Source organism: Pelomonas sp. KK5 (genome assembly GCF_001984095.1).
Lineage (GTDB): Bacteria > Pseudomonadota > Gammaproteobacteria > Burkholderiales > Burkholderiaceae_C > KK5.
This window is the reverse complement of sequence record NZ_LYVQ01000256.1, coordinates 1-8589: the sequence shown is the minus strand read 5'-3', so window position 1 is coordinate 8589 and position 8589 is coordinate 1. Positions and strand designations below refer to the sequence as shown.

Annotated in this window: 4 protein-coding genes; 3 read left to right on the top strand and 1 reads right to left on the bottom strand. The window is 70.4% G+C overall.

Features of this window, described 5'->3' with window-relative positions; genetic code table 11:
- The coding region (locus B0W88_RS33875; protein ID WP_158080953.1) for a hypothetical protein at positions 1 to 4883 on the bottom strand (4883 nt) is incomplete at its 3' end.
- Positions 4884 to 5352: 469 nt separating this feature from the next.
- Here B0W88_RS33875 and B0W88_RS27010 point away from each other — a divergent pair.
- The 3 genes from B0W88_RS27010 to B0W88_RS27000 all read left to right on the top strand — a co-directional run.
- Positions 5353 to 6225: a PEP-CTERM sorting domain-containing protein gene (locus B0W88_RS27010; RefSeq protein ID WP_077037676.1), complete on the top strand. Its 873-nt coding sequence runs from the start codon at positions 5353 to 5355 to the stop codon at positions 6223 to 6225.
- Between the two features lie 137 nt (positions 6226 to 6362).
- Positions 6363 to 8234, top strand: a complete 1872-nt coding sequence (locus B0W88_RS27005) for a bifunctional diguanylate cyclase/phosphodiesterase (protein ID WP_077037675.1) — start codon at positions 6363 to 6365, stop codon at positions 8232 to 8234.
- Positions 8231 to 8589 (top strand): SH3 domain-containing protein (locus tag B0W88_RS27000; RefSeq protein ID WP_158080952.1); only part of this gene is annotated, 359 nt, incomplete at its 3' end. The genes B0W88_RS27005 and B0W88_RS27000, both read left to right, overlap by 4 nt.

The following is an 8589-nucleotide window of genomic DNA, read 5'->3' as shown; positions in this document are numbered from 1 at the left end:
GCGCTGGCCGCCGCGGTGCTGGCCGCGATATTGACCGCCACCGCCGCCGCCACGCTGACGGTGCCGCCGCTGCCGCCCTCGGCCGAAGGCGTGGCCTTCGACGATGAGCTGTTGCGTGCGCCCCCGGCGGCCGCGGCCGCATCGCCGCTGCTGCGCGCGGCGCTGTTCTGGTCGTCCACCGCGTGGTCGTCGCTGGACGAGTTGCTGTCGTCCTCCTTGCCGCCGATGGCGCTGGCCTTGGCGCTGCCGGTGCTGGCCGTCTGGCTCGCGGCCGTCACGCCGACGCTGCCCGTCGTGTTGACGCTGCGGTTGAGGCTGGCCGTGCTGTGGTCCAGCTCGACGTTGACCGCCACCGCGGCGCCCACGGCCGCATCCTTGCTGCCCTCGGCCTTGCCTTCGGCCTTGGTCGTGTTGGTGGACTTGAGGCTGCTGCCGACGGCCAGGTTGCCGCTGGTGGTCAGCAGCGCCGCGCTGGTGCCGATGCGGCCGATCGCGTCCTGGTTGGCCACGGTGACGGCCACGACGGGCGCCACCGCCGTGCCGCCCTTGGCGCCGCCCTGGGCGCTGGTGGTGATCGCGTTCTCCAGCGTACCGGTCACGCTGAGCGCGCCGCTGCTGCTGATGGCGGCGCCGTTGTCCACCTCGGCCCGTGCGACGTGGTCGGCCACGTTGACCGCCACCGAGGCGCCGACGCCGGTGTCCTTGCCGTCGGCCTGGACGCCGGTGTCGGTGGGCACGGCGCTGGCGTTGTCCGCGTGCTTGGTGGCGGCGCTTATCGTGCTCGCGCCGCTGCCGGCGTTGATGCTGGCGCCGGTGACGACCTCGGCCGTCGTGCGGTCCACCGCGACGTTGATCGCCAGTGCGCCGGCGATGCTGGTCTTCGCCCCGCCGGCGCCGCTCTTGGCTTCGGCGCTGGTGTTCTGTGTCCCGTTGCCGGACATGCCGGCGCGCACGTTCACGCCCTGGCTGGCGACGATCGCATCGCCGAGCACGCGGGCCTCGTTGGTGTTGATGCCCACGTTGATCGCCACCGCGGCGCCGACGCCGGTGTCGTTCGGGTTGCTGGCGTCCTTGGCGCGCGTGGAGCCGTCGGCCGTGGCCTTGGCATCGCTGTCGGTCTTGCTGTCCAGGCTCAGCGCGCCGCCGGCCGTCAGCGTGCCACCGCCCACCGTCGCCCGGCTGGTGGCCTGCGCGACGTTGACCGAGACCGCCGCCGCCACGCTGACGGTGCCGCCGCCGGTGCCCTGCGCGGACGGCGTGGCCTTCGATGTGGACGAGTTGCGCGCACCGGCCGCGCCGGCGGCGCTGTCGCCGCTGCCGCGGGCGGCGTTGTTCTGGTCGTCCACCGCCTTGTCGTCGCTGGACGAGTTGCTGTCGTCCTCCTTGCCGCCGACGGCGCTGGCCTTGCTGCTGGCGGTGCTCGCCGCGGTGCTGGTGGCCGAGACGCCGATCGCGCCGGTGCTGGTCACGCTGCGCGCGGTGCTGGCCTGGCTGGTGTCGTTCTCGACGTTGACGGCCACGGCAGCGCCCACGGCTGCATCCTTCGTGCCCTCGGCCTTGCCCTCGGCACTGGTCGTGTTGGTGCTGGCCAGCGTGCTGCCCACGCTGACGGCGCCGCTGGCATTGACCGCCGTCGAGCCGCTGCCGATGCGGGCGATGCTGTCCTGGTTGGCCACGGTGATCGCCACCACCGGCGTCACTGCGGTGCCGCCCTTGGCGCCGCCGGTGGCGGTCGTCGTGATCGCGGAATCGGTCTTGCTGCTGAGGCTGGTGGCGCCGCTGGCGCCGAGCGTCGAGCCGTCCTTCATCTCGGCGCGGCTGGTGTGGTCGGCCACGTTGATCGCCACCGAGGCGCCGACGCCGGTGTTCTCGGCCGTCACGCCGTCCTTGTCCGGCTGGGCCTTGACCGCATCGCCGGTGGTGGAGTTCGCGTCCAGCGAGACCGCGCCGGCATGCGCGTTGACGTTGGCGCCCGAAGCCAGCGTCGCGCTGAAGTTGCTGATGCCCACGCCGATGGCCAGCGAGCCGGCCACGCCGGTATTGCCGCCGGCGGCGCCGGAGGTGGCCGTCGTCGTCGATTCGCTGCGCGCGCCGCTGACGGTGCCGGCGCCCAGGGCCAGACCCTGGCTGTCGACGCTGGCGGCGCCGACATGGGCGTCGCTGTAGACCTGGGCGACGTTGATCGCCACCGCGGCGCCGATATTGGTGCTGCCCTTGGAGGCGGCGCCGCTGGCGTCCACCTGGCTGTCGAGGTCGCTCTCGTTCTTCAGCGAGACGGCGCCGGCCGTGGTCTTGATGTTGGCGCCGTCGCCGATGTGGGCCTGGCTCTGCCCGTTGAGCACCTGCACGCCGATGGCGGCGGCCACGGTCACCGGCCCGTCGCCGGTATTGGCCTGCGGCGTGGCGCCGGCGCTGCCCTTGGCGCCATTGTTGGCGGCGGCCGCGTTGCCGGCGCCCTTGGCGCTGTCGCCCTGCTGCGTGGAGTTCTGGCCCTTGTCGCTGGCGCCGCGGGCGGCCGCCTTGATCTCGCTGCGGGTGGTGCCGGTGTTCTTGCCCGTGAGCAGCACCGCCGCGCCGGCCTGCAGCTTGCCGTCCAGCGCCAGCTCGACGATGGGCGCCGCATAGGTCACCACCACCGAGGCGCCGACCGCCGCGCTGTCGTCGCCCTTGGCATCGCCGCTGCCCTTGGCGAGCACGTTCTGCGCGTTCTTGGCGTCCGACGTGAGGCCGGCGCTGAGGGTCAGGTCTCCACTGCCGGTCAGGCCGACCTTGCTCGCCGTGTTGGACACGGTCACCGCCACCACCGGCGCCACCGCGGTGCCGCCGGACGCGCCGCCCTGCGCTTCGCTCTGCACGTCGCCGGTGGCGCTGGCGTTCTGCGCCAGCGAGGTGCCGCTGAACTTACCCATTACCTGAGCGGACGTGGTCTCGTCCACGACGTTGATCGCCACCGAGGCGCCGACGCCGGTGCTCTTGCCCGTGGCGCCATCCACCTTGGGCAGCGCGCGGGCCATGTTGTGGGTGTTGCTGGTGGCGTTGAAGGTCAGCCCGGTCGTGGCGCTGGCATTGCTGCCGGCCTCGATCGAGGCGTCGGTGTCCATCACGCTGACGTTCAGCGCCAGCGAGCCGGCCACGGCGAGGCCGCTGGTGCTGCCGGCGCCGGAGACGGCGCGGGCGCCGAACAGGGCGTCCGTCGTCGTGCTGGCGGCGAAGGTGGCGCTGGCGGTGTTGATCGCGGCGGTGCCGCCCAGCGTGGCGCTGGTCGTCGTGCCGGCGAAGTTCAATGCGGCGGCCACGCCCACGCCGGGGCTGCCGGTGGCCGCGGTGCCGTCGGCCTCGGTGCTGGCCAGGGCGCCGGCCGGCGAGCTGGTGGCCGAGCTGGCCGTGACCGTGAGTGCGCCGCCGCTGGTGACGCTGCCGCCGCGCAGGCGGGCCGTCGTGTCGCCGCCCACATGGGTGACGGCCACGGCGGCGGCGAAGTTCAGGCTGCCGTCGCCGGTGGCGGCGTTGTTGTTGGCGAGCTGGGTCTGGCCCTGGGTCGGGGTACCGCTCGGTTGCGTGGCGCCGCCGGCCGTGGCCTTGGCGGTCGTGTGGACGGTGCGGGTCGTCGTCGCCGTCGCGGCGATGCTGCTGCCTTGCAGCGTGGCGCTGCCGTTGACGTCGACGGTGGTGTCGCCGCCGAGCTGGCTCACCGCCACCGTGCCGCCGCCGGCCGCACCGGCGCTGGAGCCGGCGGTGCCGTCGGCCAGGGTCTGCACGTCCAGTGTGTTGGTGGACTTCAGGATCAGGTTGCCGCTGGCCTTCAGCGCGGCCGTGCCGCCCACGCTGACGCTCGCCCCGCTGCTGACCACCGCCGAGGCGACCGACGCATCCTTGTCGCTCTGCGTGCTGTTGGCATCGGGCTGGGTGGTGGCCTTGGCGGTGACGGTGGACGTGGACGCCAGGGTCAGCTTGCCGGCGGTGGCGTTGAGCTGGCTCGTGCCGTCGACGGTGATCGCCGCATTGCTCTGCGTCTGGATGAAGGCGATCTTCAGGAAGTTGCTGGCGTAGCTGCTGTCGGTCGTGTTGACGTTGACGCTGCTGTTGACGATCAGGCCGATGTCATTGGCCGTCAGGTTGGTGTTGGTCAGCGTGATCGCGCCGCTGGCGTTGCCCAGCAGGTTCAGGCCGTCGATCAGCGTGACGCCGTCGGTGACCGCCTTGGTGACGCCGAGGAACATGTCGCTGGCCGTCAGCGAGACGCCGCTGGCGGTGATCGCCTCCTGCGAGTCGACGTTGAGCGTGCCGCTGCCCAGGTTCAGGTTGCCGGCGAAGACGATGTCGTCGGTGCTTTTCAGGAACAGCCCCGTGGGCGTGTAGAAGTCCGGGCCCGAGCTGAGCACGGTCATCGTGTCGTCGGAGAGCAGCGGCGCGTCGGTGCCGCCGTCCAGCTCGATCATCAGCGCGAAGGGGTTGACCGGCGTTGTGCCGGCCGCGTTGCCGTCGTCGTAGCCCAGGTCCACCTGCACCGCATCGCTGATCAGCGGCAGCCCGCTGATGCTGACCTTGACGTTCTGGTTCAGCGCCACCTGGCCCAGCGAGGTGTTCAGCGTGTTGTCCCAGACGCGGATCTGCGCCTGGCCGCCGCTGAAGATGGTCTCGACCTTGATGTCGTTGGAATGCGCGGCGCTGATGGCCAGCGTGCCGGAGGCGGCGAAGACCGGCAGCGGCAGCGGCGTGTCCGACAGCAGCAGCCGCGGCTCGAGGTGCTCGAAGACCAGCTTCTCTCGGCCGGTGGAGCTTGGGTCGGCAGCAGATTCGATGGAGGGTGGTTTGCCGGCGCCCTGCTTCTTGCCGTTCAGACCATTGCGAACTTGGTTCCACCAATTTCTGCGCTTGCCCATGTCCCGACTCCACCGCAATCGGCCGCCGCTGAAGGTGCCGCGCGACGCAATCCCAAATATTTCTTCGGAATTCCGTGCACAACTTCACGCCTCAACCGCACGACGGCCGAAGTTTGATCTTAGGTGTCTGCTAGGAAATGTCCGTTTACATCCGTAGACGAATTGAGGGTGCGCGCTAACCGCCCGAACAAGCAATGGCGCGGCTTGACGGGCTGTTACAGATCGCTTCAGGGTAAGTACCGAGCGATGGGGTTGTAACAGGAACGCGGATTTCTCCCCAATCGAGATGAGTCCTCCCGCCTGGGCGGGCTGACCCCTCACTCAAGGGCCCCGAGCTAGGGGTGCTCAGTCGCTTAACGAACCAGACAAATGACCGATCATCCGGCCATAAACATTTGATTTTCTTGCGCTTTTTGGACGGAGCCGAACTCCTTCCGGCCGCGAAGAACCAACATTCCTGGGGATTGCGATGAACTTCAACAAACATTCCGTCATCGGCGCAGCCTGGGTGCTGGCTTCCGCTGGCGCCCTCGCCGGGCCGGTCACGGTGAATCGTGACTGCTCGACCTCCGACGTCAAGGTCACCTCGGTGACCCGTTCCGACGGCACGCCGATACCGCCCCTGCCAACGCCGGTGGCCTCGGCGGAATGTGTCGGTGCCTACATCAAGAACGCGATGCCCCTGCCCAGCCAGGGCGCGGGCGGCAACCTGGGCTACTACGGCGACGGCCTGTTCAACGGCCAGAAGCAGAACGTCACCAACCTGCAGCTGTTCCCCAACGGCATCTTCAGCGACCAGTACACCGCCTACGACCTGAACCACGACGGCAAGGCCGACCCGGGCTGGGTCTACCTGGGCAGCTGGGACGGCAGCTCGGGCACCTTCACGGCCGGCAAGATCAACGGCGTGACGGTCGCCGGCAGCCAGAACTGGTTCACCGCCACCGGCGTCGGCCAGTCCTCCGGCACCTGGAACTTCAACGTGCCGAACGACATCGTCTCGCAGATGTCGGCGATTTTCGGCAGCAATGTGTTCGACCAGTTCTCGCTGTCCTTCTTCTCGGGTGACTACTTCGCCGCCTACGACATCACCGGCGCCCAGTTCGGCCTGCCCGCGCAGCCGGACCCGATCTACAGCTTCGGCGGCACCTGGGACATGTCGAGCACGCTGATCAACAACGGCGGCCGGGCCGGCGCGATCTCGCACATCGACCTCTACGCCCGCGATCCCGCGAACCCGAACGCCACGAGGCAGCTACCCGAACCGGCTTCGCTGGCGCTGGCCGGCATCGCGCTGGCCGGCCTCGCCTTCGCGCGGCGCAAGCAGTTGCTGCGCCGGTAGGACCTGCCGGGCGCGCAGCCGATGTAGGCGCGGGCCTACACGAAGAGCAGGCGTCGCGCACGTGGCGCGCGGCGGCGAAAGGCGCAGCATGTGCGGAGGGAGCGCCGTCGAGCCGGCCTCGACCCGCGACGAATGAGATGGAGACCGCCAGACTGCTGCCGAAGGGACGCCCGCCGCGTCCGCGCTACTGGATGCACTTCGCGGGCACCACGCTGCTCACGACGGTGCTCCTGTGCGGCATGACCCTCCACTACGGCTTCAAGGAGCTGCGCAACTCGGCCCATGACATCGCCGCGGCGGTGCTCAGGAGCGCACAGGGCGAGCGCGACAGGGGCGCCACGGCCTCGGGCGCAGCGCAGAAGGCGATGGCCGAGTTCCGCGACGCGGAGCACATCGAGCTCTGCCTGGGCGGCCAGTGCGCCAGCCATGACGAAGCCGACGGCATGCCGCTCAGCTCGCGATTGATGGACCACTTCGGCCTGCCCTGCGCCAGCGCCGCGGCCCAGCATGGCGGGGCCACCGATCGGGCGACCGTCTGCCTGTCGATCGATGCCATCGCCGAGGACATCGGCAGGGACCTCGCCGTGCTGCTCGTCTCGCAGTCGGTCGGCTTCGGGCTCTGGGTGGCGGCCAGCCGGCGCTTCGCGCAGCGGACGAAGGACTGGAATGCGCGGCTGCTGCAGGCCGCGACCACCGATGCCGCCACCGGCCTGTCCAACCGCGCCGCCTTCCAGGACCTGCTGAACGCCGAAACCTCGGGCGATGCCTGGCTCGTGCTGGTCGGCATCGACGAGCTGAAGCTGGTCAACGAGCTGCACGGATCGTCGGTCGGAGACGCCGCCATCCTGGACGTCGCGCAGCGGCTGCGCGCGCTGGGTGATCCGATCGTGGCGCTGGGGCGGACCGGCGGCGACGAGTTCGCCCTGCTGGTCCGCGGGGCCGACCTCACCGGGCTGAACACCCTGCTGAGCCGGATCCGCAGCGCGATGGCCCTCCCCTTGAAGCACCAGAGCCTGTCGCTGGCGATTTCGGTGTCGGCGTCGGCCGTGCTGGCCGACGGCGCGCAGACGGCGCCGGAGCTGATGCGGCGCGCCCACGTGGCGCTGCGCGGCGCCAAGAAGATGGGCGCCGGATCCCACTCGATCTTCGACAGCGACTACGACATCGAGATCCGCAAGCTGCACCAGCTCCGCGTGGACCTGCAGGCCGCCGTGGACGCCGGCCTGCTGCAGCTGGCCTACCAGCCCATCGTCGATGCGCAGGGCCGCATCGTGCTGGCCGAGGCGCTGGCCCGCTGGAGCCATCCGCAGTTCGGGAACATCCCGCCCGACCTGTTCATCGGCATCGCCGAATCGAGCGGCGTCATCCACCAGCTGGGCATCCAGGTGCTGCGCAAGGCCTGCCAGGATCTGGCGGTGGCGCGCCGGCGGGGCCTGCCGCTGGCGCGCATCGCGATCAACCTCTCCCCGGCGCAGCTGAACTGGCCGGACCTGGCCGAGCGCTTCTCGTCGACCGTCCGCGGCACCGGCCTGAAGCCCGCCGACGTCGAGCTGGAGCTGACCGAATCCGCGGCCATGACCTCGCGCCAGGAATCCGCGCAGCAGCTCGGGGAACTGGCCGCCGCCGGCTTCACCATCTCCATCGACGACTTCGGCACCGGCTACTCCTCGCTGAGCCGGCTGCAGACGCTGCCGATCAGCAAGCTCAAGATCGACAAGTCCTTCGTGGCGGCGCTGCAGGATCAGGCCGGCGCGGTGCTGGTCGAAGCGATGCTGGACCTGGCCCGCCGCCTGGAGCTGAGCTGCGTCGCCGAGGGCATCGAATCGGCCGAGCAACTGGACTGGCTGCGCGGCCGGGGCTGCGACCTCTTCCAGGGCTATGCCATCGGCCGGCCCGTACCGCTGGGAGCGCTGATCGCCGGCTTCCAGGCGCCGCCGGCGACAGCAGCGATACCCATCCACCGCTCGAAGCAAGGAGACCGGGACGCCACCGCCCCGGCAGACCGATGAAGAAGACCATCACCCTCGCATCCCTGGCGCTGGCCCTCGCCACGCCGGCCCTTGCCCAGCAGGCGCTGACGACCGGCTGGGTCAACCTGCGCGCGGGCCCGAGCCGGGACTATCCGCTGGTCATGCGGCTCCCGCCGAACACGCCGATCCAGGTGGAAGGCTGCCTGTCCGGCTACAACTGGTGCGACGTCAGCGTCGGCCCCGATCGGGGCTGGGCCTACGCCCGGCAACTGAGCTACGTCTACCAGGACCGGCCGGTGCCCATCTACGGCTGGGGCGCGCGGATCGGGCTGCCGATCATCGTCTTCTCGATCGGCAGCTACTGGGACGACTACTACCGCCAGCGCCCCTGGTA

Excerpts from the sequence above, each read along its gene's own strand:
- B0W88_RS27010 (WP_077037676.1), top strand. The coding sequence starts at position 5,353 with ATGAACTTCAACAAACATTCCGTCATCGGCGCAGCCTGGGTGCTGGCT.
- B0W88_RS27005 (WP_077037675.1), top strand. The coding sequence starts at position 6,363 with ATGGAGACCGCCAGACTGCTGCCGAAGGGACGCCCGCCGCGTCCGCGC.